The organism is Bradyrhizobium sp. SZCCHNGR1005, assembly GCF_032489995.1.
In the GTDB taxonomy this organism is placed as follows: Bacteria; Pseudomonadota; Alphaproteobacteria; order Rhizobiales; family Xanthobacteraceae; genus Bradyrhizobium.
Genome location: NZ_JAUEZC010000003.1, coordinates 1,075,335 through 1,101,096 on the forward strand (window position 1 = coordinate 1,075,335; position 25,762 = coordinate 1,101,096).

The following is a 25,762-nucleotide window of genomic DNA, read 5'->3' on the forward strand; positions in this document are numbered from 1 at the left end:
ACAATCACGTCCGCGCGGGTTGACCCTGCCCGGCCGCCCGCTATAGTCCGCCCGCTTCGCCACCCCCGGCCACGGGGAGCCGCGAATGCCCCTGTGGCGGAACTGGTAGACGCGCTCGACTCAAAATCGAGTTCCGCAAGGAGTGCTGGTTCGATTCCGGCCAGGGGCACCAACTCGATCGTTCGGGCCCGTTCGCAGGCGTCCGCACCCGACCGCGCAGCGCTCCAAACCCTTGAAAAATAGGCATTTCTGCGTACATTTTCGTCCGTCACCGTTTGTTCTCCTCCGATGCCAGTCGGCCGATTTGCTGGTATTTTTGCTGGTATCGTGCAGGTATCGGGAGAACAAACGTTCACGGCGACTTTCGCTATTCCGAATGAAGGAATTGAGCAGATGGCCCGCAAGAAGGACGGCGCGCGCGCCAATCCCAAGCAGATCAGGACCGACGTCGACTGCCGCGCCGCCCGACCGAAATTCGAGAATGGCGCGTGGAGTCCCGCCAAGATTTCCGACGTGACCGGCGGCTGGCTCTATCTCTTTGTCACACCGGATGTGGGCAGGCCCGGTAACGCTGCCTCCAAGCTCTGGCGGATGGACTACCGCTTCCATGGCCGCCAGAAAACCTACTCCATCGGCCCTTACGGCAACGGCAAGGATGGCACGTTCTCACTCGCAGACGCACGGCGCGAGCGCGACAAGGCCAAAGATCTGCTCAAGGAAGGCAAAGACCCGAGCATCGAGAAGCAGCTCGACAGGCACAGGCAGACCGCCGCCCGGCCTTTCGGGCAATGGGCCGACGAGTGGCTCGCAAAGAAGAAGGTCGAAAAGGTCAAACGCGGCAGGATCGTCGCGGTGCGCGACCCCAAGACCATCGAGGTGCTCGAGCTGCGCGTCGGCTACGTCAAAGCTCGCTTCGGCAAGCTGAGCAGGCAGGACATCAAGCGTCCGGACGTGCTCGCTTTCATGCGTTCATACGAAGCCGACGGGAAGCTGGAAACCCGCGACCGCGTGCGCAGCATCGGTGAGCAAATCTGCGACTATGCCGATGTTGAAGGCGACGGTTACAATCCATTCCGCAACCTGAATGGGCAGATGATTGCCAACATTTCGACGCCGCGTCCCGGCGTGACTGAACCACGCGATGTGGTCCGCGTCTTCAAGCTCATTAGCGCACCATGGACGAGAGCAAGGTTTAATGACGTTGTTGGACTTGCCTTGCGCTTCGATGCCCTGACCATTCCCCGCCCCGGGATGGTCAATGAAATGGAGTGGAGCGAGGTCGATTGGGATACAGAACGCTGGATTGTTCCAGCCGCCAAGATGAAGACCGGTTGGGACCATGTCGTGCCTTTGTCGCGGCAGGCGCTTGCAATCCTTCGCAGCGTTCAGGAGCTGACTGGCCATCGCCGGTACGCGTTTTCCTGCTCGAAGGATGCCCCGCTATCGAACAACACGCTCAACAAGCGCTTGCGGCTGCTTGGCATTGACACCAAGACCGATCATTGCGCCCACGGATTCCGGACCACCTTCTCGACCCTGTCTCACCACGAAGAGATCAAGGACGCCAAGGCATGGGATGGCGATGTCGTCGAGCTGCAGCTCGCGCATCTCGATAATTCGACAGTGGAAGGGCTCTACAAGAAGCACGGACCACTCGCGCTGATCGGCTCGCGCACGAAGCTGATGCAGCATTGGGCTGATCGGATCGACCACTGGCTGGATCCCAGGCGGGTGTTGCCGATCAAGGGAAGCGCGCAGCGTTGAGTCAACTATTAAGGTTTTGTCTGCCCGGAATAGTCGTGTCCACAAGTTGGAGAAGCGATCGCACTATCACCAGCCGCCGACGCCCGATTGTTGTCGTGACAAGCTGACCAGATCCTATCAGCTCATAAAGCTTTGTACGTCCCAAGCCCGTTACCACGCAAGCTTCCTCCACCGTGCAGCTGAGTCGCTCGCGAAACGGGACCACTTTCCCGTCGCGATCATTCGTAGGCGAAAACGGGTCTCTAGGCGGCCTTCGTCGATCCTCTTCCCGCGAGTCGTCCGTCATAGTCTCTCCTTGTCACGAGAGCAGTCGCTTGGTTACCGCGCGCTGGAGACAGATCGAACGTACAAAACCCAACAATGAGTAAACTTCAACAACTCTGAAAATTCCCGAAGTCGCTTGCGGCAACTTCAATCAAGTTACGCCATATGCACATCAAGCTCTGGCAACCTTCGGCGCGTGTGGTTAAACTGTTCAATAAGGCGTGAGTAGTCCAATCGAAACTGCCCCGTTCCCGAGTTCGGACACACGGACGTGCGCAAAAGGATTGATAAGCGAGGATAACCAGGTCGCGTCAGCTCGACCGCTCATAACGGTCTGGTTGCAGGTTCGAGTCCTGCCGGGCCCACCAATGAAATCAACCACCTAGCTTATCTCTTTTGGGCCGATCTGGATCGCCGCACCAGAAACCGCACCAGATACGTGCACTTTTCGTTCGTGATCGAGTTCGAGCACCGCAATCCGCTCGATGGCGCGCCAGACCGACCCGGGTGATGGTGAATGTAATTGTCTCCCACTCATCGGTTTGGTGGAGATGCTCCGACAGAGCCGCTGATTAAGAGGCACATGATTTCCTCAAAAACTCAAAGGCTGTTCCGACAAACGCATCTCCACCCCGTATTGAACCTACAAAGGATCTTGCTTTTGTCGGAATGACCTGGTTGCAGCCTTTTCGGACGCTCAGATTATCGGGAGGCTCGAGTCGCTGGAGCGCTACCGCTCTTTACTACCTCTCGATCCGACTTTCTATGCGCCACAGTGGCGTGTCGCTCACCTGTTACGATGCCCCGCTCACGGCACCACCATGACGACGCAGGGCGCGAGACAGGACAATTTCTGCGAAACGCTGCCGAGCAGCAAACCTTGAAGCTGCCCTCGACCGCGCCGGCCAACCACGATCGCATCTGCCCGCTCACGCACGATGATATCGATCAGCACTTTGGCGGGGTCACCGCCGCCGATTATTGTCCTGATATTCGAGACACCAAGATGCTGCGCGATCCCCTTGGCACTGGCCAGGAAACGCCGGCTCACCTGCTCCAGTGCATCGCCTTCCGTGATCCGGATTTGATCGAGCATCAGGAGTTGGTCGCTTGAAAACACGTCTTCGCCCACATGCACGAGCAACAAGGTGGCGTTCAGCCGCTCCGCAAGTTCGGCGGCAACTTTGACCGCACGCTCCGCACCTTCGGAGCCATCCGTGGCTGAAACAATGAGCTTCATCGGTTTCCTCGTTGTCTTCATCGTCCCACGTTCCCGCGCGCGATTACTTCAGGTACATCCTGAACCTGCGGAGTGAGAACGTGAACAGGACGGCGCCTATTGCGAACAGGGCGGCAAACTGGATCCAGACCACGTCGAGCCCGGCACCACGGAACAGGATCGCTTGCGCCATCGTCACGAAATGCGTGTTCGGCGCCGCGAGCATGATGTCGCGGATCAGCTCGGGCATGCTTTCGCGCGGCGTCAGCGTCCCGGAGAGCACCTGCAGCGGCAGCAGCACCAGCATCAGCAGCAACCCGAACTGCGGCATCGTGCCAGCCTGTGTCGCCAGGAAGATGCCGAGGCTGGTGGTGGCAAACAGGTAGAGCGCCGTCCCGGCCAGGAACAACAGCCAGGAGCCTTCGATCGGTACCGCGAGCAGACCATGGATAACGATCATCAACGATAGCGCGGAGGCGGCCAGCACCACCACGCCCATCGACCAGATCTTGCTCATCATGATTTCGATCGCCGTGACCGGCATGACCAAAAGATGCTCAATGGTCCCGTGCTCGCGCTCCCTGATGAGAGCAGCGCCAGTCAGCACGATCGATAACATCGTGATGTTGGACATCAGATTGCTGATGGCGCCGAACCACACCTGCTTGAGCTCCTGGTTGAAGCGCGCGCGCAGGTCCAGGTCGACCTGAGGCGCAGCCGCGCTTCGGTAGCGCTTGACGAATTCGCTGACCTCGCTGGTCACGATCGACTGGATGTAGCCCGCGCCTGTGAACGCCTGCGAGACGCGGGTCGCATCGATGTTAAGCTGAATAGCGGGTGATTTCCTCGCCAGGAGATCGCGCTGAAAGTTCGGCGGGATGTCTAACGCAAAGGTGTCGACACCCCTGTCCATCCGGTGATCCATCTCGGGCTGCGTTATAAGCTGGGGTATCGAAAAGTACGGCGGATGAAACGCGGTTATGATCCGTGACGAGGCTGGTGATTGGTCTTCATCGACGACGGCGATGGTCGCCATGTTCAGTGTTTCGGGCATCGCCTTGGCGGCCGTATAGATTGCAGCCGAGAAGGCGTATACGATCAGCACGAGCATCATTGGATCGCGCAACAGGCTGCGCAGCTCCTTGATGCCAAGTTGAATGACGTTGGCCAGCCGCATGTCAATTCGCCTGTTTCTTGAGGAGGGCCGCTCCAGTGCCGATCAGAATCGGAATGGCCGCTAAGAGCGGCAGCAGCTCCTGCCAGAGGTCGCCGAGATCGAGTGCTTTGGAGAAGGTGCCGCGCGCAATCGTGACGAAATAAGTCGTCGGATAGATTCGTCCGATGATGGCTCCTGCCCCTTGCAATGAGGAGACCGGGTCAATCAGCCCGGAATACTGGATCGCCGGGATCATGGTGAGCAAGGTGGTGGCGAACATTGCCGCGATCTGGCTGCTCGTGAATGTCGAGATGACCAGCCCCATGCCGGTCGTAGCGCTGACATAGAGCAGCGCTGCCAGCATGAAGGTTGGGAAGCTGCCGGTGAACGGAACACGGAACGCGAAGACTGCGAAACCGGCGAGCAGGACAGCATTGAGCGCTGCAAGCGCCACGTAAGGGAGCTGCTTGCCGATCAGGAATTCGAGCCGCGTGACCGGCGCGACATAGAAATTGATGATCGATCCAAGCTCCTTCTCGCGGGCGACGCTGAGCACGGCCAGCATGGAAGGGATCATCAGGAGCAGCAGCGGGATCACGGCTGGCGCCATGGCCACGAGGCTTTCCACCCCGGGATTGTAGCGGTAGCGCAGTTCGAGCTGAAAATCACCGAGAGCAGCTGTCTTCCCCAGAAGCTGGGTGGCCTTTTTCGACAACCAGTCCGCGTGCATGCCTTGCACGTAGCCGCGGACCGTTTCGGCCCGGCTCGGCATGGCTCCATCGATCCATGCGCCGATCTGGACATTGCGGCCGTGCTCGAGGTCACGGCCGAAGCCCGGCGGAATCTCCAGCGCGAGGCTGAGTTCGCCGCTCCGCATGCGTCGGTCCAGATCAGCGTAGTCCAGAATCGGTGGCTTCTCGACGAAATAGCGCGAGCCTGCAATCTGCAACGTGTAATCACGGCTGATGGTGGTGCCGTCGCGATCGAGAACGGCGAACGGCAGGTTGTCGACGTCCAGATTCAAGCCGTAGGCCATCACCAGCATCAGCACCACGCTGCCGATCGTGGCGAGCGCGGCCCGGATCGGGTCCCGCCGCAGTTCAAGCGCCTCGCGCCGGCTGTATGCGAGCATCCTGCGCGGATCGAACAGGCCTCGTTGGGCCTTGCGGTCCACCGAAGCTGTTGCGTCTCTCCGGGGCAACGCGGCCGATTCGCTTGCCGCTGACGGCTCACCCGCGCCTTGGGTCACGTCCTCCAGATAAGCGATGAATGCATCCTCCAGCGTGGAGACTGCACGCTGCTTGACGATGGCAGAAGGCGTGTCACTGACGAGCACCCGTCCGGCATGCATCAGCGAGATCCGGTCACAGCGCTCCGCCTCGTTCATGAAATGGGTGGACACGAAGATGGTGACGTTATCCCTGCGCGACAGATCGGACAGGATCCGCCAGAATGCGTCGCGCGCGACGGGATCCACGCCGGAGGTGGGCTCGTCGAGGATCAGCATCTCTGGCAGGTGAATCATCGCCACCGCCAATGATAGCCGCTGACGGATCCCGAGCGGCAGCGCATCCGGCAACGCATCCATGATCCCGCCCAGCGCGAAGCGTTGCGCCATTTCTTCGATACGGGACGGGATGGCCGCGGGCGCCAAGCCGAACAGCCGCGCGTGCAACTCGAGATTCTGTTGCACCGTCAGCTCGGAGTACAGCGAGAAGGCCTGTGACATGTATCCGACGCGACGTCGCACGGCCATGTCGTTGGGATCGACTTCGTGTCCGAACAATCGCGCTTTTCCCGAAGTGACCGGCAACAATCCGGTCAACATCTTCATGGTCGTGGTCTTGCCGCAGCCGTTCGAACCGAGAAAGCCGAAAATCTCGCCGCGCCTGATGCGAAAGCTCACGTCGTCGACCGCGGTGAAATCACCGAACCGCATCGTCAGGTGCTCGGCTTCGATCGCGATTTCCTCATCGTCTCGAGCCGGATGCGGCGGGATCACCACCGGCGCGTGCCCTTTGCGTTTTTCGGTGGGAAGAAGCGCGATGAAGGCATCATCGAGCGTGGACGTCCCGGTCTGGGCGAGCAGTTCGCGAGGCGGCGCCGCGGTCAGCACGCGGCCGGCGTCCATTGCGACCAGCCAGTCGAAGTTCGCGGCTTCCTCCATATAGGCGGTGGAAACAACGACGCTCATGCCAGGAGAGTCGGCGCGGATGTTGTCGATCAGCCGCCAGAATTGGCGCCGCGACAGCGGATCGACACCAGTGGTGGGCTCATCCAGAATCAGAAGATCGGGATCATGGATGAGCGCGCAGCACAGCCCCAGCTTCTGCTTCATGCCACCGGACAGCTTGCCGGCTGGCCTGTCCGCAAAGGGGGCAAGACCGGTCCGCTGCAGCAGCTCTCCGATGCGACGCTCGCGCTCGCGCCTGTCATGCCCGAACAGACGGCCGAAGAAGTCGACGTTTTCGAACACCGAGAGGGTCGGATAGAGGTTCTTGCCGAGACCTTGCGGCATATAGGCGATTCGCGGACAGACCTTTGTGCGATGCGCGAGGTCCGCCATGTCGCCGCCGAGCACCTCGACGTAGCCATCCTGGATGACTCGCGCGCCCGCGATCAGCGACAAGAGGCTGGACTTTCCGACGCCATCAGGGCCGTCCAGGCCCACCATGCAGCCGGCCGGCAGATCGAGCGTAATGGCGTCGATCGCCCGCGTCTTGCCGTAGGACAGCCCGACCGCTTCGAGACGGACAACCGGCGGACGCGACAGGGATTCGAATTCGACCGGCCCCTCGCTCATTGCGCCAGCCCTCGTTGCAGAGACGCAGGCCAGACTGCATTGGCATCGAGCTGGACATAGGCCATGCCCGGCAACCCGGTCTTGACGTTGCGAATGTGCTTCTTGAGCAGTTCGGGTGATATCTGCGCCTTGATCCGGAACATCAGTTTCTGACGTTCCTCCTCGGTCTCGACCGTCTTGGGGGTGAACTGGGCAACGTCGGCGACGAAGCTCACCTTCGCGGGCACCACATATTGGGGCGCGGCATCCAGCACGAGGCGGACCTCGGCGCCCATCGCGACCCGGCCTGCCTGGGCGGTGGGCAGAAAGAACGTCATGTAGACATCGCCGAGATCGACGAGGTTGAGAACCCGGCCGCCGCCCGACAGCACCTCGCCAAGCTGGGCAACGCGATACTGCACACGCCCGTCGCGCGGCGACTTCAGCGTGCTATCGTTGATGTCGGCGGCAATTGTTTCAATCGCTGCCTTCGCCGCGTCGACGGCGGCTTCGGCATCGACGACCTGAGCCTGTGCAGCGCTCAGCGCGGCGTCGGTCGCCGCCGCCTGAGCGTTCGCCGCGCTCACGGCCGCCTTTGCAGCGAGGGAGTTGGCGCGATCATCGTCCAGGACCTGCTGCGAAACGGCTTCGGTCGTAATGAGATGCTCCGAACGCGCGCGTTTTTTCTCGGCCTGCTCGAACTTCGCCTCTTGCTGGGTGACCGTTGCCTCTGCCGCGGTGCGCTCCGCCTCCCTCTGGCGGATCAGGCTCTTAGCCGTATCGACACCGATCCTCGCGCGCCGCAGTTGCGCTTCGGCCTGACGACGCTGCGCTTCCAACTGCTCGGTGTCCATTCGGACCAGCACCTGGCCTGCCGAGACGAAATCTCCCTCATTGACGAGGATTTCCTTGATCCTGCCCGGGATCTTGGTGGACACGTCGATCTCGGTCGCCTCGATGCGCCCGTTTCCGCTCGCGATTCCCGACGGCAGCCCGGGATATCTGATCTTCTGCCAGGCATAGTAGCCGCCGCCCGCCCCCACCATGAGGAGCGCCAGCAGGAGCCAACGTCCCGCGCTTTTCGTCAGCACGCCGTTGCGGAGCCGCCGCGGTGTGGCGGCATTGGCTGCCGCTGGAACGCTCGGAGCGTTGGCAGCAGACGCGTCCTTGACGTCATCGGCCATCGATCAGCCCTCGCGCCGAAACGCGGCCGCAGCGCGCGCTTCCGTCTTTGTCTTCGCAAGCTCTCTGAAACTCCGATAATCTCTTTGGCACATCCAGGATGTCACAAGGCGATGCGGGTGGCTGTTGCGTTTCGCTGACCATCGAACTTCCTCTGCACGACCGAAAACCAACGTGATCGTACGGGGGAGTCGACGTTTGGACTTGACCCAGGTCAACGGTTGTTGACTGCGCATTGGGCAAGAATCGCGACGGTTGACCCACCAACATGCCCATGCAGCCGTCTTGGCCGGCCGCCTGCAAGAGAAGCTCATGACCAGCACCGCAACATCGCGTTCAAAAACCAGTTCTCGCGACCGAATTCTGCAGGCCGCAATCAAGCGGTTTGCGCGCAACTCCTACGAGAAGACCAGCCTGCGCGACATTGCGGCCGACGTCGGGATTGACGTCGCCTATGTGCACCGCTGCTTCGGGTCGAAGGAGAAGCTGTTCTCAGAAGCGATCGAAGCGGCGGCGGATCTCGCCGGCTTCGCCGCCGGCTCGACGGACGAACTGGCCCGTTCGCTGGCCGGGCGCGCGCTTTCGGGCCGCCCTCAAAAGAATCAAGCGCTCGGGATTTTCATTCACTCGATCGCGAGCCCGGAGGCGCTGCCGATCCTGCGGCAGTTCGTCCTGGAAAATGCGATCGAGCCGCTGTCGGCGCAAAAGGGAAAGGCGAGCGGCGAACGGGCCGCGCTCGCCATGGCGCTGCTCACGGGCGTGGCCCTGTTTAGGAACGTGCTGCGGATCAAACCTTTGACCGAGGCCGATGGCGGAGAACTGCAGGATCTCATCGCCGACGCAATTCGGGGCATTCTGGACGGTAATGCCCAAAGCGGCGCGCGATGAGAACTATCCTCTGTGTTTTGAATATTGATAGTGAGATGATCTGTTCGCGAAGTTCTCGGGCGGGCTGGCAAGTGGATGCCGCCGCGGGAACGGCGTTTTCCGGTCTGCAGGATTGGAACCTGGACGAACTGCTCGCCGAAGCCCTTTGGCGGAGTGGCACGGGCGATTTTGTAATCCCGAGCCCTTATCGCTTGCCGTTTCACGCTACGATCGTCGAGACCGACTTGCGTTCTCACGTTATCACCAGCAGAAAGTACCTGCTATCTCGTCCCCAAGCGTGGGGTCCTTTCTGGCGGGGTGAACGGAATCGCCGCAACAATCCTCCTTAACCGCTGGACAGGTGAGATTGATGTCTGCTCACTGGACACTAAGTCCAAGCATGGCGCAACTGCGTGCGGGCTCAAGCTAACGTGCGAGGTGCAATGCCCCCTAAGCGCCCCGTAACCCCAACTAACAAGCGATATTTGGGATCGCGAGAAAGCTGGCTACGAGGTCCGACACTAACGTTCCCGTCGGGTGCCGCCCCGGGGGGACCGGACGCAGGAGAGGTGAATCGAGTCTGCGGATATGCCTACGATTCAACCAGAACTCGTCGCGCTCCGACGTATCGAGCACGAGCTACTTCGCCGCATTCTGCCTCGCGCTGTCAAAGTAGAAATCCTCGCTCCCTGGGACCGAGCCATAGCTGAACGGCTGCTGCCGCCTGTCAGTTGCGGCCATCACGTCGTCGCGCACCAGATCGAACAGCTTTCGGATCTCTAGCCGCGGCGCCTGGATGCGCTTGATGAGGGAGGTGACAAATGGGCTATGGCCGTCTTCGCCGTCCAGCGCGACCTGGCCATGCTTGGCGGCAAAGACCACCAGTGTTCCGGCGTCGGGCTCGACTTCAGCCAGTCCCCTTCCGATCGAGCGCGATGCCGCCGTGCGCCTGATTTGATTGGCGAACGGATTGTTGCGACAGGCATCGAGGATGACGAGATGCAGCTTTCGCGCTCCCTCCGTGGCGCCCATCATCTGATCGAGCGCGACGGTCTCGAGCGGGACATCCCGATCGGTCGCGAGTTTTGCGTCCACAGGCACGAGATAATTTTCTCCGGCCATCTCCAGGCCATGCCCGGCATAGTAGATCACTGCCCAGTCTGCGCTGTCCGCCGCGCTCGCGAACGATTTGAGCGCGTCTACCAGGCCATCCCGAGTGGCATCGTTGACCAGCCGCACATCCTGAAAGCCCACGGCGCGCAGCGCGTCAGCAATTGCCGCAGCATCGCCGTCAGGATTAGGAAGTGCCGGGACGGACCGGTATTTTGAATTGCCTATGACAAGAGCGACGCGCTTTTCGCTCACGCCTGTCGCACCAGCCTTTTGAGCGATCGCCTTCTGATCGACGGCGGGCTCAGCCACGTCTGCCGTTGCCACGACAGTCGGGGGCTTTGCCGGTTCGTGATCCGCGCCGGCGACCTTATCCAGCCGTTGCAGGCCTTCCCTGGCGACGCGCTGTCCCTGCGTACGGTCGAGTTGATCGATGCCTATGACATCAAGCGCGTGCCGGAAGTCTGCGCGCGCACCGTCGATATCACCCTTCTTCTCGTCGGTCAGTCCACGGCGAGCATAATTCAGAGCTCCCTGCGAATCCAATTGAGTTGCATGGTCGTAGTCGACCAAGGCCTGATCAAGCTCGCCTCTGCTCGCGAATGTTAGGCCTCGAAGCGAGTAGAACTCGGACCGTTCGGAATCGATGCCGAGCGCAAGTCCAACGTCGTGTGTGGCGCTGTCGATGTCGCCGGCACTGGCTTCGATGACGGCCCGACAAAAATATGGCCCGGCGGCGCGCGGATCGAGCTTGATGGCCTTCTGGCAATTCAGCGCCGCAAGACGATCCTTGCCCACAAAGTTATAGACAAGGGCGCGATTGACGTATCCATACCACGAGCCCGGATCGCGTTCGATGGACTTGCCGTAATCGACCAAAGCACGCTCGAAATCTCCGATGGCCACGAACAGCTCGGCGCGATTGCCGTACCACAAGGAGCTGAACGGGCTGTCAGGTTTCAGCCGAATGGCTTGATCGAGATCGCTCAGGGCCCGGTCATAGTTTTGGTTTTGCAAGAAAACTTTGCCGCGCTGGCCGTAGGAGGGAGCAAAATTGGGGTCGATCGCGATCGATTGGTCGTAGTCTGACTTGGCTTTCTCCAGGTCGCCTTTGCCGTGCCAGGCCAGACCGCGATTGTAATAGATGATGGAAAGATTGAGCCCTCCGGGATGGGCCGCAATGACGCGCGTGCAGGCGGAGATGGTGCCCGGAAGCGGCACCTTCGCATCGCAGACCGCGCTGTCCTCTTTCAGTCCCGCGTAAGACGGTGAGTTCAGCAGCAGCAGCCCGATCGAGGCCAGCTTCAACAGGGTGATTCGCATTCCAGTCGTCCGATTTTGCGTCTGGCAGGTGAAAATACAAAGTTGTTCGTGCCGTGGCAAACGTGGGCGAACAGCGCATTGAGCAGGGTCCCCGAAAGTTGCATCAAGCGCAACAAGTCACGTCGCGGACGGCATCGGTCCAGCGGGCACCAGCCCCAAGCACTGCAGCACCTCGGCCGGCACTTGTATTCGCGCATGGGCTGTAGAGATATTTGCTGATCACTCGGTGCAACGCCGGCGGCGGCCGGCGCCGTTGCCTATGCCGACAGCACGATCACCTTCGTATTGACGGGCGTTCGCGCATAGAGGTCGATCATGTCCTGGCTGAGGAGACCGGTACAGCCGCTCGTAATGCCGTTCCCAATCGTTTCGGGGTCGCTGGTGCTATAGATCGTGTAAAGCGTGTACACCCCATTTTGATAGAGGTAGAGCACGCGGGCACCAAGTGGATTGTCGAGACCTCCCCGCATGCCGCGAGCATATTTGCCTGCCTCCGGCTGGCGCGCGATCATCTCCTTAGGCGGCGTCCAGGTAGGCCATTCGGCTTTGCGCCCGACATACGCCTCCCCGCTCCACCGAAACCCATCGCGGCCGACATTGGCACCATAGCGGGTCGCGTTTCCCTCGCCTTCGATGCGATAAACATAGTATTTGCTTGGATCAATGATGATCGTACCGGGCGCCTCATTGCTGTCGTAGCGCACTGTCTTGCGAAAATATTTCGGATTGATCTTGCTAACATCGACCGCAGGGATCGGGAATTTTTCGTCGGGCACGGGCCCGTAGACTTTCTCTGCTTCGGTCAGACTCATGTAGTCGGATGCGCAACCGGCAAGGCCCACTGCGGCGAGACCGGCAGCGGAGCTGAACAGAAATGCCCGGCGGTTGAGAAACCGCGACTGAAGCCCGGACAGAGCCCCCTCGCCCATCGCGTCGGCGTCGGCGATTTCACGATCCATGATCATGATTTCGGATTTTCCATTGTCTTGTTGAACGGCCGGACCAGACTTTGGCATACGGGGTAGGGAGGGAGGAGAAAAAGTTCTTCGTCATTCGAGGTTGAATCTCCTTGACCAACAGACGGCCTTTTGGCTGTCGCCTGGGAGGAAGCGGCTCGCGGCCATTTCCCATCCATGTGGCGGCCGGCGACTTCAAAGCCAAACGGGGGTTTGTGGTGCGCTCGGATCGCGCTGCAATTTACTGAGATTTCAACACGTTAGTGCAACGGCGAGGGTCGAAAGGATTGCCCCCAAAAGGGGCCTTTCAGTTTCCGTCGCGCAAGCTCTTTGTCCCAGTTGCCGTTCATCACGGCTTGTTTTCGAGCAGTCACGCAATGTAAACGGCCTCGCCCGACCGAATCTCCCGGGCTGCCCTGGCAAGATCCGCCGGCCGGGCAACGATCGCCAGCGTCGGCGATGCTGCGATCGACTCGACGAAGTTGGCGGCAGTCTGGGTGTGGTCGTCGTCAACCACACGACCTTGCCCCCCGGAAGTCCAGTTTACCGACATTTGCTGATCGCCGACATCCGAGCGCTTATGTCCTTTAGGCCATTGAATTATCGGCTCGGAGTAGCCGGTGCCCAGACGCCACGCTAGAGCGCCTTCCTGCACGGACAGGAGCTAGAGCCTATAGAACCGCGCCGCATTGTCGTGGAACAGCTTGCGACGATCGCCGACGGGAAACCCGGACGTAATGTCATTGAACGCATCGAACAGCTTGTCATAGCTGCTGAAAAGTCTGTCGACGGGGAAGTTGCTGGCGAATGCAGCGGTCCACGCCAAACGCCTCGATCGTAGACAGCACATAAGGACGGAACGACTCCACCGTCGAGGTCCAATCCCCATTCCGACGCCCGAGATCTTGCAGGCGACGTTCGGTGCCTGCGCCAGCAGCTTCATGCCGGCCTTCCACGCCTCGAAATGATCGGGGCCGTCGATCTGCATGCCGGTATGGTTGAGGACGATCTACGTGTCCGGGAAATCGCGCGCGAGCTCGTAGGCTTCCTACATCTGCGGATAATAGATCTGCAGGTCGAACGATTTGGTCTCGCCGACGGGATCACTGGGATCAAAACCGACGTCGAGGTGAACCGACTTGACGACGTTCTGATTCTTGCAGCCGACTAGGAAGTTATCGATCAGATAGCTATGGCATATCGCCGTATAGTTGCCGAAGGCCGCCGGCTTCACGCCATCCTGCAGCCAGGGATAGCGATGGTTCACGAGATCGTAGAGGTGATGATGCGGATCGATGATGGGGAAGTCGGTCAGGGTGGCCTCAGCAGTCCTGTCCAGGCTCGCGTTGCTGGCGCCTGACCAAACAGGCGCCTGCGCCGACGTTGGGTGAGATCAGTAGTCGCCCGCTGACGGCGGATAGACCCGCTTGAGCTTGGCCTGCGCCTCCGGCGTCCGGCGTCCGGCGTCCGGCGTCCGGCGTCCGGCTCAGCCGTAAGACAGAACGGAGTGACCGCTCAAGACTTCCCGTTGACGCGCTTTTCCAGCTGCAACGTTCGCTCGACCAAATCATCCAATTCGAAAGACTGCGAGTCGAGGAACGCGACGGACCCGTTGTTAGGGTCAGTGGCCAGACGGCGGATCTTGCTCAAATGTTGTTTGAGCCAGACCCTCTGCTCTTGCTGCAATTGCGCTCGCATCTTGTCCGCGGACCTATGCAGAAGCGTCTGATAGGCGGCATTCAGCCTCGCGTCCCACTTGCCGATTTCGGCTTTGCCGCAATCCAACATTTTCGAGGAAACGCCGCCGGCTTGGGCCATGCACGCGTCAAACTCCACGCTCTGCTGCGCGCTTGCAGGAAATGCGGCGATATAGAGGGCGGTCCCCAAAGCGAGAGATGATTTCCAGAACATTATAGCGGTCCCATAAGTCTTTCAGACTGAGTAAACTCTAGCCCGTCTGTTGTGGCTATTTGGCGATGACTCTGAAAGCCAGTGACACCGCGAGAATCGCTCTCCCCTCTACCATTCGAATCGCGTGATGACACGACAGCCGGACCGAAGCTCTCCGAGAAATCTTGATCTGAGGCCGGAAAACTGGACCATTTTTGGCTAGAGTCTTGCGCTGCCGAATCCCGTCGGCTGGGAGGAGCGGAAGACGATGAAAGCCTCGAAGTTTTCGGACGCCCAGAAGGCGTTCATTCTGAAGCAGGGCAATGACGGCGTGCCGGTTGCCGAGATCTGCCGCAAGGCCGGGATCAGCCAGGCGACCTATTTCAACTGGAAGAAGAAGTACGACGGGCTGCTGCCGACCGAGATGCGTCGACTGAAGCAGCTCGAGGACGAGAACGGCAAGCTGAGGAAGCTGGTGGCCGATCTGTCGCTCGACAAGGAGATGCTGCAGGACGTGATCCGCCGAAAGCTGTGAAGCCTGGTCGGAAGCGCAAGCTCGTCGACGAGGTCTGCGACGAGTGGCAGGTGTCGATCCGCAGGGCGTGCGAGGCTCTTGAGTTCGATAGGTCGACCTACCACTACAGATCCCATCGCTCCGACCAGGCTGCCCTGGAACAACGGATCAGGGAGATCTGCCATGTCCGCGTTCGCTACGGTTATCGCCGCGTTCACGTCGTGCTTCGCCGCGAAGGATGGCGTCACGGCCAGAACAAGACGCGGCGGATCTATCGCGAGTTGGGCCTGCAGTTACGCAACAAGACGCCGAAGCGTCGGGTCAGGGCCAAGCTGCGGGACGATCGCAAGCCGGCGACGCGATCGAACGAGACCTGGGCGATGGACTTCGTTCACGACCAGTTGGCGACGGGACGCAAGCTGCGGGTGCTTACGATCGTCGACATCTTCTCCCGGTTCTCGCCGGCACTGGTGCCGCGGTTCAGCTTCCGCGGCAGCGATGTCGTGGACACGCTGGAAATAGTCTGCAAGGAAGTGGGATTCCCGGCGACCATCCGGGTCGATCAAGGCACCGAGTTCGTGTCGCGCGATCTCGATGTCTGGGCCTATCAGCGCGGCGTCACGCTGGACTTCTCACGGCCCGGCAAGCCCACCGACAATGCCTTCATCGAGGCATTCAACGGGCGCTTCCGGGAGGAATGCCTCAACGCCCACTGGTTCCTGAGCCTTGCGGATGCCCAGGAAAAGGTAGAGAATTGGCGCAAGTACTACAACGAAGAACGTCCCCATGGCGCGATCGGCAACAAGGCGCCGATTTTGCTGCAAAACCACGCTGGCGCATCCAGCCCGCCACCGTGAGAGAGGCGCAAAACTCTAGTTATGGGTGGTCCAAAGTTCGGCCTCACTGCAAGAGGCGCAAAACTCTAGTTATGGGTGGTCCAAAGTTCGGCCTCACTGCAAACCCGACCGGACTCTAAGTGCGGCTGGATGAAACTTCGGTGGCAGGTCAGCACCACTGGGTTTATCCGACCGAGAGCGGGCATTCGTCGCACGATCACCGCCCCGTTCTCTGAACACGCGCTACTTTGACTTTACGGGGTCAACCGCGACTACAAGGCGACCGATCGATAGGTTCAAATCGGGGACAAGCAGCCACTGCCGGCATAACAAGACTACTTCTTTGATTTTCCTGGGTATTCGAGAATTCAAGAATACCCATCAACTCGCCGCGCAGTTCGGCATGGACCTCGCCACGTTTCGTGCCGGGAGTGAGTACGATCTCGCCGATGAGCGAGCGCAGCGCCTCGGCGGCCTCGCGCCCGCCATCCGGATCGGCGAGCGCCTCGGTGAACCGGCCGACGTTCTTGCGATAGACATTGGCGATGTTGGGGTGCATGTCGGGAATGTCGGCGGGACCCTCTGACAGGCGCTGTGTGATCTCCGCCTTCTGCCGTTCAAGCTCGTCGATCCGCGCCTTCATCGACGGCTGGTAGAGGCCGTCCTCGATCGCTGCCATGACGCCGGCAACGGCCCGCTCGATCTTCTGAAGCGCACGGTGGTCTGTTTCCGCCCGTGCCCGCCGGTCGTGGTTGAGGCGGTTCATTTCCTCGGCATAGGCACGCACCGCTTCTGCGACCGCCTCGGAGGAGACGAGGCGATCCTTCAGTCCCGCCAACACCCTCGCCTCGATCTTCTCGCGCATGATGGTGCGATTGTTGGCGCAAGTCCCGCGACGATGATGGTTGAGGCAGCCATAACGCTTCGGCGTCAGGATGCCGATCTTGCCACGGCAGCAGCCACAGGTGAGAAGGCCGGAAAGGAGGGAGACGGGCCGGTTGGCGAGGTGCAGCCGCTTGGCCCTGCCCTCCCGCGTATTGGCCGGGTTGGGGCCAAAGAGTGCCGCGATTTGCTGCTGCCGCGCCCGCGCGGCCTGCCACAGTTCATCGTCCACGATCTTGAGATGCGGCACCTCGATCCTGATCCACTGGCTTTCCGGATTCGGCCGTGACACGCGCTTGCCAGTCGCTGGATCCTTGACAAAACGCTGCCTGTTCCAGACCAGGACTCCGGCATAGAGTTCGTTGTTGAGGATGCCGGTGCCGCGCGAGACGTGGCCTCGGATGCTGGTGTCGCCCCAGGCCCGGCCGAGCGGGCCGGGAATGCCGTCCTTGTTCAGTTCGACCGCGATGGCCTTCGGGCTCTTGCCGGCGGCAAAGGCGCGGAAGATGCGTCGGACAATCCTCGCTTCCTCCACGATGATCTCGCGATCGCCCCGGATCGGCTCACCGTTGGCGTCGAGCCCCTTCATGACGTTGTAGCCGTAGCAGAGGCCACCGCCGGCCTTGCCCTTCTCCACTCGGCCGCGCAAACCACGATGAGTCTTCAGGGCGAGGTCCTTGAGGAACAGGGCATTCATAGTGCCCTTGAGGCCAACGTGAAGCTCGCTGATCTCGCCTTCGGCCAGGGTGACGATGGAGACGCCCGCGAAGCGCAGATGCTTGAACAGCGTGGCGACATCCGCCTGGTCACGAGAAATCCGGTCCAGCGCCTCGCCCAACACGACATCGAACAGACCGCGTTGCGCATCCTGCAACAACAACTGGATACCGGGCCGCAGGATCATGCTCGCGCCCGAAATGGCGGCGTCGTGATAGGTACTCGTGACCTTCCATCGCTCGCGCTTGGCGTGCTCTCGGCAGAGGCGGAACTGATCCTCGATCGAGCTCTCGCTCTGATTGTCGGACGAGTAGCGGGCGTAAAGCGCAACGCGGGGCATGACGGTCTCCGTTCTGTCTAATCCTTGCCGGCCTCGTCCTCCGCATCGTTCGTGGCTTGAGGCCTGTTATCATTGGCGGCGCTGAGCGCCGCGACCTGTTTCCGTGCAATCCGGCGTCCGATCAGCCGGGCAATGGTCAACGTCACCTGCTCCAACTGTCGCCGCGTCTTGTTATCCGCCTTGCTCGTTCCATTCTCCGGACCTTGATTGTCGTTGGCCGGTCTGATGTCGTCCAGCTCCAGTTCTGTGTCATCTGCCATACCGTCGCTCGCCCGATTGGTGAAGTCAAACGAGCATCAAGCGGCGACGAATTCAGGAAGAGAAGACCAAAAATCCTGCCATCGTACGTGAGCGCGCAGATACTTGCGAACGGCCGTTTTGGCGTAGATTTCGAACGCATCAGACAGCCTGCAAAGCCTTCTGCACTGCCTTCGGGGCGCGCTCGATCGCGAGAAGATAAACGCGTGTCGGCCCTTCCGGCTGTCGCGACCTTGCTCCGAATGGCATAGCGTATTGAGCGCTGAATCCGAAGCGAGCTGCGAACTCTTCCTGCGTCACGTCTAAGCGCACCCGGATCGCCTTCACGTCGATTCTTCGGCCTTTTGTGGAGCTGAGATGTGGCACGATGGTCGTAGGTCGGAGATATCCGTTCGCACCGCTTTCGTCTGGCGGCGCCTTAGCGGTTCGACCAGGCCTTCGCTTCCACATCCCGCTCGTAGGAAGGCGCGCAATCGTTATCGAGGATCAACACCACGATTCGGAATAGCGAGACCAACGGCCGCGCAAATCGCGCGTTCAGTTGAGAGCAGCAGCAACCGGTAGCCATCCTCCTCGTAAAGAGGGTACTGGCGAGCTTCGTAACACTCGCGCACGTACTTTAACGCCGCGGCCGCTCCTTTGAGGCTTCCCGGCACGATGCCGGCGAGCTGACGCGAGGCCTTCATCTCAGCCCGGCCGAGTGCACCTTCAGCCTCGCAGAGGCCACTTAACTTGGCCTCCAGCTCGGCCCGCCTGCTGCAGGGCGCACGGCGCAGCTCGCGCTCGGCAGCATCCTGCTCGGCGAGCAGGCGCCCCAGTTCCTCAAAGGCTCGGCGGTGGCCCTCGATGGCATCGAGGACCGGGTCGGGCGAGGTCGAAATGCCAACACTTTCAGCCCGCGAGGGGGCGACGACCCCGGCCAGGATGGCGGCACCGCCGGTGACGAACTGCCGGCGCCGAACGGCCGGGCCGGCAGGAAAGAATAAACGACTCGTGGTATAGGCAGAATCAGCCTGAGACATGGTGTACTCCATGTTGAGGGTTAGGCTCGCGCAGGTGTTCCAGCATCTGTGCGGGCCGCTTGGCTGGCCTTTAGCGGCCAGTGCCGCGAATCGAATCACGGTCGATTCGTTACGTCAATGGATATCCGGTTTTCCCCTACGGCCAGGCCGTGTACCCATAAACCTTGCGGCGTGATGCGACCAAAGAAACGTCTGCTTTGTCCCTATAGCGACCGACTTCGCGCAGACGCGCAATATGTCGCGATGGGTCGATCGCGACGGCTTTGCCTGATATCTGGCAGGTCCGGTCTACTCCCTCAGATCCTTCATGCAGGCCATAGGCGGATTTCGTAGCGATCGGCCATAAGCTGACAACTAGCCTGTCTCCTGTTACACGTCGTTCGACGATCATCATAAGGGCTATCGCTTGTGGATACTCTCATCGTAGTCGACATGCAGGTTGGGCTATTGCGAGGCCCCGCCAAGCATAATCTGCAGGGTGTGATCGAGCACATCAATCTGCTGTCGAAGAAGGTGCGGGACGATGGAGGCCAGATAATCTGGATTAGGCATTGCGGTAATGCAGGCGACGTCTTTGAACCGGGCGCGCCCGGCTGGGAGTTCCTTCCAGACCTAATCCGAAGTGATGCCGATCTCGTCGTTGATAAGACGTTGAACGACCCATACGTCAGGACGTCTCTCGCCAGCCTCTTGGCTCACATCTGTCCAAACCGCGTGGTTGTCACAGGATGGGCGACGGACCTTTGCGTCGATGCGACTGTCCGTTCAACGGTCTCTCATGGTTACGACGTGATCGCAGTCAGTGACGGTCACACGCTCAGCGACCGACCTCACTTGCCTGCGACGGTCGTCATTGCGCATCACAACTGGCTTTGGGGAGAGCTGATTACCAATCGATCCATCCGCGTCATACCAACCAGCGAACTAATGGCTGCGGTTTTCGATTCTAACGCTATTCAAGAAAAATTGCGCAAGTCGTGGTCGTTGGCGACCTCCAGCAAATGGACCATGCAAAATCCGGCAGCCGGACAGTGCAATGTCACTTCGCTACTCGTCCATGAACTATTTGGGGGGGAATTACTGAGAACTCCCCTTGTGCAAGGAGATCACTTTTACAATCGAATTGGAGGGGTACGATACGATTTCACTGAAGGCCAGTTCGATCAACCAATCCCGTACTCAGACATCCCGGCTGATCGAGCCGAGGCGGAGAGAGGCGCAACGAGCACGCAGCTTGCAGCGCTCAGGGCGGCCTTCACGCGCCAGACCATCGCGTCGAACTAAGCTCCGGAGCTATGCCGACCGAAACCACTTGCCACTTCGAGGGTAGCCAACGCCCGGTTGAACCCAGATAGTAGACGTCGTAAGCACCGGCCAGAAGGTCCGAGATGGGCCATTTCCGGACTTATTAGGCCTGTCGCGGATTTGAAGCGGCGCACCACTTTCGCGCGGGAAGTATGTCGACCTCCCGGGCAGCGTTCTCAAGCAGAGAGAAAGCCTGGAACAGCTTAGAGCGATCGAGCACGGCATGCGGATCGACGCGAAGGCGATCCAGACTGAGCCGTTGGGGGTGACGCGCTGGCTGATTTGGAGCGTGCCCGAGAACTTTTGCCCGTGAGGAGCGCCGAGCGGTGCCACGCGATAGGATTTCCGGTTGTTGTTTGCTGAGTTAGGCCCGCACTACCTGATGCACTGCTTTCAGAGTCGAAAGCAGACTCGCAGCCGCGTCGAGTGGAAGGCAACTAGGCCCATCGCATAGCGCCTTGTCGGGGTCAGGATGGAACTCCAAGAATACGCCGTCGGCCCCTGCCGCCACGGCGGCCTTTGCAATGACCGGCACGCCATCGCGCCGGCCACCAGTCGAACCGCCGTTGGTGCGGGGATCAGCGCCCGGGAGTTGCACGGCATGAGTGGCGTCGATGGTCACCGGAACGCCTAAGCGCTGCATCTCCCCGATACTCAACATGTCGACCACCAAGTTGTTGTAACCGAAGGAATTACCCCGCTCGCACAGAATGATGTCGACCCCAGGTGCGGCCTCACGGGCCTTCGCAATGATGTTCTTGCACTCCCAGGGAGACAGAAACTGGGCCTTCTTGACGTGCAGGCAGCCGCCAGCGGCCTTGGCGGCGCGAGCGGCCCCCACGACCAAGTCAGTCTGGCGACAGAGGAAGGCGGGGATTTGCACCAGATCTGCGACCGCAGCCACGGCTTCGATCTGGTCGTTCTCGTGGACATCGGAGACGATGGGCACGTTGAGCGCGCGCTTGACTGCGGCCAGTATGGACAAGCCCTCGCTCAGGCCGGGGCCTCGATAACTCGTGATCGACGAACGGTTGGCCTTGTCAAAGCTGGCCTTGAACACGAACGGCAGGCCGAGGTCCGCCGTGACCGCCTGCAGATGACGCCCGACAGTAAGGGCCAGTTCGAGGTTTTCCAAGACATTCAAGCCGGCGATTACGAGCAGAGGTTGGCCGGTCCCGAGCGAGAGATTCCAGCGCTTTAGATGAACGACCGCCATCACATTGTCCCTTGTCGATCAAGTCGAGCAAAATAGTATATTCAACGACCAAATGGAGAAAGAGACCCTGCTGCAAAGTCTGCAACGGGTCACTAGCGGCCCATGGCGAGATCGAAACCTAGAAGAGTGTCCAGATCTAGGTTTGTACTTTCGCATCCAGTACACTTCGACCGATGCGCGGCTCTGTCCTTGCCAATAGCCGTTGAATATTCGCACGATGACGAACGATCACATAGATCGCGCCTGCGATCACCAGCGGCCGATGGGGCAACGGTTGCGTGAGAACGCAGACGAGACCGATGGCCGTCAACGCCGCAAGGATCGACCCGAGGGAAACGATCCGCACCGTCGCAAGCACAATGCCAAAGACCAACGCAGCCCCCAATCCGACCGGCCACGACATGGCCAGCAACACACCTAGCCCCGTCGCAGCCGACTTGCCGCCGGTGAAGTTCAACCAGATCGAGCGGCTGTGCCCCAACAGGACCGCAATTCCGGCTAGGCAAACGACCCATGGCAGCCAACTTTGCAGATCAATGGGGGAGAGCGGCGTTGCAGATAACTGCGCTGAGAGCCATGGACAGAACGAGCGGGCAACGATGATCGCAGCCGAGCCTTTCAGCACGTCGGCAACCAGCACCACCAAGGCAGGCCATTTACCAAGGGTCCGCAAAACATTCGTCGCGCCGGTCGATCTTGAGCCATGCTCTCGGAGATCGATACCCTTGAGGAGCTTTCCCGCCAGATAGCCCGTCGGTATAGAACCCAATAGATATGCGATCATCCATCCAATCACGCTCGCTGTCCAGAAAGCCATGGGTTCTACTTCCAGTTTCACGCAACCGGTGTTTTATCGCCGATCTGATTTGACCGCTATGGGTCAAAGACTGAAATTCTCATGACGAGCAGACCTTTTCTGTAAAACCTCGAATAGCCGACGTGGCATGGCCCTAACGGCTTTTTTTGCCGGGCCATATGCGATCCTTCCGGAATGGGTTGGCGCTATGGTCGGTGTATCCCAGATAATTGCCGACTTTCCGCAGTGCCGCGAGTCGGCAGCCATGGGCCAGTTCCAAACGATGCGCTGCAATCTCTCAAGCTTTCTTATTTCTGTAGACGCTGTTTTACACGCCGCGCAGTAAGTAAGGGCGGCTGGCGGATAAACGATTTTCGCTGACTGTGCGATGTTCGACGACAATGTAACGGTTAAAATCTTGCTCGCGTTCGTGGCGGCCGTCGCTATGGCACTCCGAATCGTGCTCGCCGACAGACGAATGCGGCGTTTGCAACCAGGCTTTTCGTTAGCTGCCGATACATGGTCAACAGAGAAATTTGGCATCTGGTGGGCAGGAAGAGGTGTGATGGTTTTGGCCATATTTGTTGCTGGAATCTGTTTCGCCTTTCTCGGTAGAGGAAGTTCTGCCGGTTCCTCGATTCTCTCGGGCTTTTCAGTTGTGGGAACCGCCCTGGAATTTATTCGTAGTAACATGCAGCTGTAAGCTTCCGCGACGATCCCCGGTCCGCTTCGGATCAAACTGCGAAAATCCGACCTGAGCAATTCTGGTCCGTTGACCACGCCAGAGCGGACCTCAACGCGGCGGCTCGCCACTTCGCTGATGGGGAAGAAGCAGCCGTCGATGCACCCCACCCGGATGGTCGGCTATGGGCGAAGAACGGACGTGGCGGGGCCGCCCGACCGTGCCCTGAATGGCCCCGGAGGCTGCCGACTTGCGGCGCTGCATCAAGTCGGCAACTATCTGAGGTACACCGGCCGTGACGCTAGCTCGTTCGGGAAGGCAGCACATGACCCATTGGAGACGTTCACTGAAGGTACTATGGTTGTTCCAAACGGAGACTGCCGGGCTATGCTGGTCAGCGTCATCAGATCGATCCTGATTGTGGCTGTGTGCGTGGGGTTTGCCGGCTCATTCTGGTTTCAGGTGCTCGTCCTCAAGAAACAGCGCGGAACGGGACGGCCACTATGGCTACTCGATCCCATAGCCCAGCTGACGGGCATGTTTTCAAAAGAATGCGCGATTTCGTGGGGGTTTTTGATTGTGGGTTTGTTAGCACTATTCGGTTTGGACAAACTTGAGTAAAGCCGTCTCCGGTGGCGGAATATTTACTCCAAGTCGATGTCACCTTCTGGCCCATGGCTGCCGACTTGCGGCACTGCGGCAAGTCGGCAGTTATCTGGGATACACCGACCGTGGCGCCAACCCGTTTCGGAAGGACAACCCATGGCCCGGCAGAGAGAGCCGTCAGGGCCATGCCATGTCGGTTATTCGAGGTTGTGCAGAAGAGATTTGCTCGGCATGAGAATTTCAGTCTTTGACCCTTTGCGGACTTCGCGCTTACCGGATCAGACCACCGTTGTAGCGCAACTCATATTGCGTCGCCCCATCGCGCGATATCTGTTCAATGCCATGGAAGCAAACCAATGTGCCCTCGACGCTATTGCGGTAGATCAAGGCACCATCAGCAAAGGTCTCGGGCCCGCGATAGGGACGGTCAACGTGCCCTGCGAGCAAAGCTTTCCGAAGGAACGTGTATATCGATAGCAATGTGTCCCGGTCAGAGATCTCCAGACCAGTCCCTCCGCTGTAGCACATTGACCAGATTGCTTTCTCGTCCCTGAAAACGGTCTCCTGCCCGACAAAGAAGCCCATGCCGAAATAGATGTCGCGATACGCGTAACGACCTGAGCGGTGCTCGAGCTGTTTGGAGCCGGCGAGCAACGGTACCGCCACGGTTGCGTCATCATCCAATCCGGCATAGGTGCGGCGTTTCGCTTCGAGCAGGAACGCTGCCAATTCCACCAATTCGTTCGACATTTCACGACCAAAGTGTGAACGGTAGCCGGTAGCTTGCCTCTGTCGGGCAAGAATCTCAATGTCTGGATTTGGCCCAATCCGTACGTCGAAAATCGGGCGGAGCATGCCCGCTCCGCCCGAGTATTTCAGACATCGACTTGTTCCGCTATTGCCAGGGCGTCATCTACTTCGATGCCCAGATATCTGACGGTGCTTTCGATCTTGGTGTGCCCGAGCAGAAGCTGGACCGCCCTGAGATTTCCGGTGCGCCGATAAATCAGGGTCGCTTTGGTTCGTCGCAGTGAGTGCGTCCCATATAGTCTCGGATCAAGCCCGACACTGCCGATCCAATCCGATACCAGGCGCGCATATTGGCGTGTGGTGATGCTTTTTTGGGGACCACGACGGCCCGCGAACAAGAACTCGCCAGGCTTCTTGTTGGTGGCCTTCAGATACTCATCTGACCGCCTGACGAGTCTGTTCGGTCAATTCAAATCGGACCGGTCGACCGGTCTTCTTCTGGCGTACGGTTGCGCGATCTGCAGTGTATCCGCCCGCAGCGACATCCTCGACTTTGATCGCCACGACATCGCAGCCACGGAGCTTGCTGTCGATCGCCAGATTGAACATCGCGAGGTCTCGGACACGACCTTCGATCTGGAGCTTCGTTCGAATTGACCAAACATGTTTGGGACGCAGTGGGGGCTTCGCCCCCGTCAGCTTGCCCTTATTCCAAGGCGTGTGCTTGTGGGTCGTTGGGATTGCGTTCTCTTGATCTTGCATGTCACGCTCCTCGGTTAGGAAGGCCGAAGAGCATGAGCCGCTGGCGGAGGCGTTGAAATTGGCGCGACTCTCGGGTCACGGCGAACTTGGCCCCGCACTGCACAAATGCCGGTAGCCCACGTCCGTAATGGGCTGGAAGGGGACGCTGCTGACTTGATCGAAGATTCAGCTTCGGGTCAGATGTCGCCTTTCGGTCCTGCCGTGCACTACTTCCGGTTGGCCCCGGAGCGGACATCGCCCGTGCAGGCGACGGACAGGCATGTCGGACGCCACGCCGCCGGATCGGCGATCCATCTGTTGATGTCAGATTCCCGCCAGCCTGAGCCGTTGACGCTGATCCTGAGTTGGGCCGGGAATGTGCCTTCGCCGATCTTGCGGTAGATGGTGGATCGGGACAGGCCGGTACGGGCAAGAACGGTTTTCAGGCGGACGATCCGGTCTGGTTCGCGCATGGCTGCGCTGCCTCCTGCTGACTGCTCCTGATCTACACAGAGCAAGCAGTCACGCGCGCAAGAGCGTTTTTCAAGGCGTCGTACTGTGGCGGGCAGACGGGGGCAAACAGG

General features: G+C 59.9%; 23 protein-coding genes, 1 tRNA gene and 2 pseudogenes. 8 read left to right on the plus strand and 18 right to left on the minus strand.

Features of this window, described 5'->3' with window-relative positions; translation table 11 throughout:
* Positions 1 to 87 precede the first annotated feature (87 nt).
* Together QXZ85_RS17455 and QXZ85_RS17460 are read left to right on the plus strand one after the other, a co-directional pair.
* Positions 88 to 172: transfer RNA gene (locus QXZ85_RS17455), tRNA-Leu, on the plus strand.
* A gap of 116 nt (positions 173 to 288) precedes the next feature.
* Positions 289 to 1,764: a tyrosine-type recombinase/integrase gene (locus tag QXZ85_RS17460; protein WP_315727526.1), complete on the plus strand. Its 1,476-nt coding sequence runs from the start codon at positions 289 to 291 to the stop codon at positions 1,762 to 1,764.
* 1 nt (position 1,765) lies between these two features.
* On the opposite strand, the gene QXZ85_RS33800 is transcribed toward QXZ85_RS17460, so the two are convergent.
* The 5 genes from QXZ85_RS33800 to QXZ85_RS17480 form a co-directional block, all read right to left on the minus strand.
* On the minus strand, positions 1,766 to 2,050 hold the full coding sequence (locus tag QXZ85_RS33800; RefSeq protein WP_409997793.1) for a helix-turn-helix domain-containing protein: 285 nt from the start codon (positions 2,048 to 2,050) through the stop codon (positions 1,766 to 1,768).
* A gap of 786 nt (positions 2,051 to 2,836) precedes the next feature.
* Complete coding sequence (locus tag QXZ85_RS17465) at positions 2,837 to 3,268, minus strand: universal stress protein (protein WP_315727524.1); 432 nt, start codon at positions 3,266 to 3,268, stop codon at positions 2,837 to 2,839.
* Positions 3,269 to 3,311: 43 nt separating this feature from the next.
* Positions 3,312 to 4,424, minus strand: coding sequence for an ABC transporter permease (locus tag QXZ85_RS17470; RefSeq protein ID WP_315727522.1), 1,113 nt, complete (start codon positions 4,422 to 4,424; stop codon positions 3,312 to 3,314).
* A gap of 1 nt (position 4,425) precedes the next feature.
* Positions 4,426 to 7,206 (minus strand): ribosome-associated ATPase/putative transporter RbbA, encoded by a 2,781-nt coding sequence (rbbA, locus tag QXZ85_RS17475; protein ID WP_315727520.1) that lies wholly within the window; start codon positions 7,204 to 7,206, stop codon positions 4,426 to 4,428.
* The gene (locus QXZ85_RS17480; RefSeq protein ID WP_315727963.1) at positions 7,203 to 8,231 is read right to left on the minus strand and encodes an HlyD family secretion protein; all 1,029 of its coding nucleotides are present in this window, start codon (positions 8,229 to 8,231) and stop codon (positions 7,203 to 7,205) included. Before QXZ85_RS17480 ends, rbbA begins: the two co-directional genes overlap by 4 nt.
* Before the next feature lie 448 nt (positions 8,232 to 8,679).
* Here QXZ85_RS17480 and QXZ85_RS17485 point away from each other — a divergent pair, with 448 nt between their 5' ends.
* Positions 8,680 to 9,255 (plus strand): TetR family transcriptional regulator, encoded by a 576-nt coding sequence (locus QXZ85_RS17485; protein ID WP_315727518.1) that lies wholly within the window; start codon positions 8,680 to 8,682, stop codon positions 9,253 to 9,255.
* A 618-nt stretch (positions 9,256 to 9,873) separates the two neighbouring features.
* On the opposite strand, the gene QXZ85_RS17490 is transcribed toward QXZ85_RS17485, so the two are convergent.
* From QXZ85_RS17490 to QXZ85_RS17510, 5 genes are all read right to left on the minus strand, one after another.
* Positions 9,874 to 11,667: a caspase family protein gene (locus QXZ85_RS17490; RefSeq protein WP_315727516.1), complete on the minus strand. Its 1,794-nt coding sequence runs from the start codon at positions 11,665 to 11,667 to the stop codon at positions 9,874 to 9,876.
* A gap of 257 nt (positions 11,668 to 11,924) precedes the next feature.
* Positions 11,925 to 12,632 carry a L,D-transpeptidase gene (locus QXZ85_RS17495; protein ID WP_315727514.1) on the minus strand — a complete coding sequence of 236 codons (708 nt, stop codon included), beginning with the start codon at positions 12,630 to 12,632 and terminating at the stop codon, positions 11,925 to 11,927.
* 655 nt (positions 12,633 to 13,287) lie between these two features.
* Positions 13,288 to 13,632 carry an amidohydrolase family protein gene (locus QXZ85_RS17500; RefSeq protein WP_315727961.1) on the minus strand — a complete coding sequence of 115 codons (345 nt, stop codon included), beginning with the start codon at positions 13,630 to 13,632 and terminating at the stop codon, positions 13,288 to 13,290.
* Between the two features lie 39 nt (positions 13,633 to 13,671).
* Positions 13,672 to 13,890 carry a hypothetical protein gene (locus tag QXZ85_RS17505; protein WP_315727512.1) on the minus strand — a complete coding sequence of 73 codons (219 nt, stop codon included), beginning with the start codon at positions 13,888 to 13,890 and terminating at the stop codon, positions 13,672 to 13,674.
* Positions 13,891 to 14,138: 248 nt separating this feature from the next.
* Positions 14,139 to 14,534 (minus strand): lysozyme inhibitor LprI family protein, encoded by a 396-nt coding sequence (locus QXZ85_RS17510; RefSeq protein WP_315727510.1) that lies wholly within the window; start codon positions 14,532 to 14,534, stop codon positions 14,139 to 14,141.
* A gap of 247 nt (positions 14,535 to 14,781) precedes the next feature.
* Between QXZ85_RS17510 and QXZ85_RS17515 the strand changes: the two are divergent.
* Positions 14,782 to 14,934, plus strand: a pseudogene (locus tag QXZ85_RS17515) (transposase); the annotation flags it as partial.
* The gene (locus QXZ85_RS17520; protein WP_315730366.1) at positions 14,901 to 15,884 is read left to right on the plus strand and encodes an IS3 family transposase; all 984 of its coding nucleotides are present in this window, start codon (positions 14,901 to 14,903) and stop codon (positions 15,882 to 15,884) included. The pseudogene QXZ85_RS17515 and the gene QXZ85_RS17520, both read left to right, overlap by 34 nt.
* 241 nt (positions 15,885 to 16,125) lie before the next feature.
* Here the strand turns inward: QXZ85_RS17520 and QXZ85_RS17525 are convergent, their stop codons facing one another.
* From QXZ85_RS17525 to QXZ85_RS17535, 3 genes are all read right to left on the minus strand, one after another.
* Positions 16,126 to 17,802 (minus strand): recombinase family protein, encoded by a 1,677-nt coding sequence (locus QXZ85_RS17525; RefSeq protein WP_315727508.1) that lies wholly within the window; start codon positions 17,800 to 17,802, stop codon positions 16,126 to 16,128.
* Between the two features lie 17 nt (positions 17,803 to 17,819).
* On the minus strand, positions 17,820 to 18,062 hold the full coding sequence (locus QXZ85_RS17530; RefSeq protein ID WP_315727506.1) for a hypothetical protein: 243 nt from the start codon (positions 18,060 to 18,062) through the stop codon (positions 17,820 to 17,822).
* Positions 18,063 to 18,536: 474 nt separating this feature from the next.
* Positions 18,537 to 19,082: a hypothetical protein gene (locus QXZ85_RS17535; RefSeq protein ID WP_315727504.1), complete on the minus strand. Its 546-nt coding sequence runs from the start codon at positions 19,080 to 19,082 to the stop codon at positions 18,537 to 18,539.
* A gap of 408 nt (positions 19,083 to 19,490) precedes the next feature.
* Here QXZ85_RS17535 and QXZ85_RS17540 point away from each other — a divergent pair, with 408 nt between their 5' ends.
* The gene (locus QXZ85_RS17540) at positions 19,491 to 20,366 is read left to right on the plus strand and encodes an isochorismatase family protein (RefSeq protein WP_315727502.1); all 876 of its coding nucleotides are present in this window, start codon (positions 19,491 to 19,493) and stop codon (positions 20,364 to 20,366) included.
* Positions 20,367 to 20,751: 385 nt separating this feature from the next.
* Here QXZ85_RS17540 and kdsA read toward each other — a convergent pair whose 3' ends face one another.
* Together kdsA and plsY are read right to left on the minus strand one after the other, a co-directional pair.
* Complete coding sequence (gene kdsA / locus QXZ85_RS17550) at positions 20,752 to 21,603, minus strand: 3-deoxy-8-phosphooctulonate synthase (protein ID WP_315727500.1); 852 nt, start codon at positions 21,601 to 21,603, stop codon at positions 20,752 to 20,754.
* Between the two features lie 136 nt (positions 21,604 to 21,739).
* Positions 21,740 to 22,420, minus strand: a complete 681-nt coding sequence (gene plsY, locus QXZ85_RS17555; protein WP_315727498.1) for a glycerol-3-phosphate 1-O-acyltransferase PlsY — start codon at positions 22,418 to 22,420, stop codon at positions 21,740 to 21,742.
* 367 nt (positions 22,421 to 22,787) lie between these two features.
* On the opposite strand from plsY, the gene QXZ85_RS17560 reads away from it, so the two are divergent.
* On the plus strand, positions 22,788 to 23,102 hold the full coding sequence (locus QXZ85_RS17560) for a hypothetical protein (protein WP_315727496.1): 315 nt from the start codon (positions 22,788 to 22,790) through the stop codon (positions 23,100 to 23,102).
* A 366-nt stretch (positions 23,103 to 23,468) separates the two neighbouring features.
* A complete protein-coding gene (locus QXZ85_RS17565) occupies positions 23,469 to 23,702 on the plus strand; it encodes a hypothetical protein (RefSeq protein ID WP_315727494.1) in 234 nt (77 codons plus the stop codon).
* Positions 23,703 to 23,957: 255 nt separating this feature from the next.
* On the opposite strand, the gene QXZ85_RS17570 is transcribed toward QXZ85_RS17565, so the two are convergent.
* The 3 genes and pseudogenes from QXZ85_RS17570 to QXZ85_RS17580 form a co-directional block, all read right to left on the minus strand.
* Positions 23,958 to 24,542 carry a DUF5680 domain-containing protein gene (locus tag QXZ85_RS17570; protein ID WP_315727492.1) on the minus strand — a complete coding sequence of 195 codons (585 nt, stop codon included), beginning with the start codon at positions 24,540 to 24,542 and terminating at the stop codon, positions 23,958 to 23,960.
* A 20-nt stretch (positions 24,543 to 24,562) separates the two neighbouring features.
* A pseudogene (locus QXZ85_RS17575) lies at positions 24,563 to 25,199 on the minus strand (tyrosine-type recombinase/integrase).
* 206 nt (positions 25,200 to 25,405) lie between these two features.
* Positions 25,406 to 25,651 (minus strand): AlpA family transcriptional regulator, encoded by a 246-nt coding sequence (locus QXZ85_RS17580; RefSeq protein ID WP_315727490.1) that lies wholly within the window; start codon positions 25,649 to 25,651, stop codon positions 25,406 to 25,408.
* Between the last annotated feature and the right edge of the window lie 111 nt (positions 25,652 to 25,762).

Excerpts from the sequence above, each read along its gene's own strand:
- QXZ85_RS17580 (WP_315727490.1), bottom strand. The coding sequence starts at position 25,651 with ATGCGCGAACCAGACCGGATCGTCCGCCTGAAAACCGTTCTTGCCCGT.
- QXZ85_RS17570 (WP_315727492.1), bottom strand. The coding sequence starts at position 24,542 with ATGCTCCGCCCGATTTTCGACGTACGGATTGGGCCAAATCCAGACATT.
- rbbA (WP_315727520.1), bottom strand. The coding sequence starts at position 7,206 with ATGAGCGAGGGGCCGGTCGAATTCGAATCCCTGTCGCGTCCGCCGGTT.
- QXZ85_RS17465 (WP_315727524.1), bottom strand. The coding sequence starts at position 3,268 with ATGAAGCTCATTGTTTCAGCCACGGATGGCTCCGAAGGTGCGGAGCGT.
- QXZ85_RS17480 (WP_315727963.1), bottom strand. The coding sequence starts at position 8,231 with ATGGTGGGGGCGGGCGGCGGCTACTATGCCTGGCAGAAGATCAGATAT.
- QXZ85_RS17525 (WP_315727508.1), bottom strand. The coding sequence starts at position 17,802 with ATGCCCCGCGTTGCGCTTTACGCCCGCTACTCGTCCGACAATCAGAGC.
- kdsA (WP_315727500.1), bottom strand. The coding sequence starts at position 21,603 with ATGGCGGTCGTTCATCTAAAGCGCTGGAATCTCTCGCTCGGGACCGGC.
- QXZ85_RS17490 (WP_315727516.1), bottom strand. The coding sequence starts at position 11,667 with ATGCGAATCACCCTGTTGAAGCTGGCCTCGATCGGGCTGCTGCTGCTG.
- QXZ85_RS17560 (WP_315727496.1), top strand. The coding sequence starts at position 22,788 with ATGTTCGACGACAATGTAACGGTTAAAATCTTGCTCGCGTTCGTGGCG.
- QXZ85_RS33800 (WP_409997793.1), bottom strand. The coding sequence starts at position 2,050 with ATGACGGACGACTCGCGGGAAGAGGATCGACGAAGGCCGCCTAGAGAC.
- QXZ85_RS17530 (WP_315727506.1), bottom strand. The coding sequence starts at position 18,062 with ATGGCAGATGACACAGAACTGGAGCTGGACGACATCAGACCGGCCAAC.
- QXZ85_RS17470 (WP_315727522.1), bottom strand. The coding sequence starts at position 4,424 with ATGCGGCTGGCCAACGTCATTCAACTTGGCATCAAGGAGCTGCGCAGC.
- QXZ85_RS17510 (WP_315727510.1), bottom strand. The coding sequence starts at position 14,534 with ATGTTCTGGAAATCATCTCTCGCTTTGGGGACCGCCCTCTATATCGCC.
- QXZ85_RS17565 (WP_315727494.1), top strand. The coding sequence starts at position 23,469 with ATGCTGGTCAGCGTCATCAGATCGATCCTGATTGTGGCTGTGTGCGTG.
- QXZ85_RS17485 (WP_315727518.1), top strand. The coding sequence starts at position 8,680 with ATGACCAGCACCGCAACATCGCGTTCAAAAACCAGTTCTCGCGACCGA.
- QXZ85_RS17535 (WP_315727504.1), bottom strand. The coding sequence starts at position 19,082 with ATGTCTCAGGCTGATTCTGCCTATACCACGAGTCGTTTATTCTTTCCT.
- QXZ85_RS17460 (WP_315727526.1), top strand. The coding sequence starts at position 289 with ATGCCAGTCGGCCGATTTGCTGGTATTTTTGCTGGTATCGTGCAGGTA.
- plsY (WP_315727498.1), bottom strand. The coding sequence starts at position 22,420 with ATGGCTTTCTGGACAGCGAGCGTGATTGGATGGATGATCGCATATCTA.
- QXZ85_RS17495 (WP_315727514.1), bottom strand. The coding sequence starts at position 12,632 with ATGATCATGGATCGTGAAATCGCCGACGCCGACGCGATGGGCGAGGGG.